2 pseudogenes are annotated in these 519 nt (G+C 32.8%); one reads left to right on the forward strand and one right to left on the reverse strand.

Features of this window, described 5'->3' with window-relative positions:
- Window positions 1-114 (reverse strand): annotated as a pseudogene (locus J7R10_RS10380) (YqgE/AlgH family protein); the annotation flags it as partial.
- Between the two features lie 71 nt (window positions 115-185).
- On the opposite strand from J7R10_RS10380, the pseudogene J7R10_RS08515 reads away from it, so the two are divergent.
- A pseudogene (locus tag J7R10_RS08515) lies at window positions 186-519 on the forward strand (protein-disulfide reductase DsbD domain-containing protein); the annotation flags it as partial.

Here is a 519-nt window from a genome sequence, read left to right on the forward strand (position 1 = left end):
ACCAGCATCAGAATGTGCACAAACATAAATAACAGAACGAATAAAGCGTTTGTCATTCATTCCAGGCATTGCTATAAGCAACTGTCCACCTAAAAAGCCATTACACTGCTTCATCAATCTGTTACTCTCCATAATTTACATGTTAAAACTCAATTCAATTCATACAACAAGAAAATAAAGCTCCAATGAAAAAAATTCAAATATTTATAAATTTACAAAGTATTTCAATTTTCTTTCATAAAAAGCTTTTAATTACTATAAAATTAATATTCGCAGTTTTAGGATTACTTAACTTCTCTGTAAGCGCTCAAACAGAACAAAAATCATATCTTTTTGCAACACCCTGGTATGAATCAGATGGTGGCCGCATTAGATTAGCTATCACCCACCCATCCTTTTCTGGAATCAGAAACGGTATTATTGAAGTTATGCTTAAACCTGGATGGAAAACCTACTGGCGTAATCCAGGCAATTCAGGTATGGCACCATTTTTTAATTTCAAGCAAAAAGTTTCTTATG

The organism is Bartonella vinsonii subsp. berkhoffii ATCC 51672 (assembly GCF_902825225.1).
Taxonomy (GTDB): Bacteria; Pseudomonadota; Alphaproteobacteria; order Rhizobiales; family Rhizobiaceae; genus Bartonella; species Bartonella berkhoffii.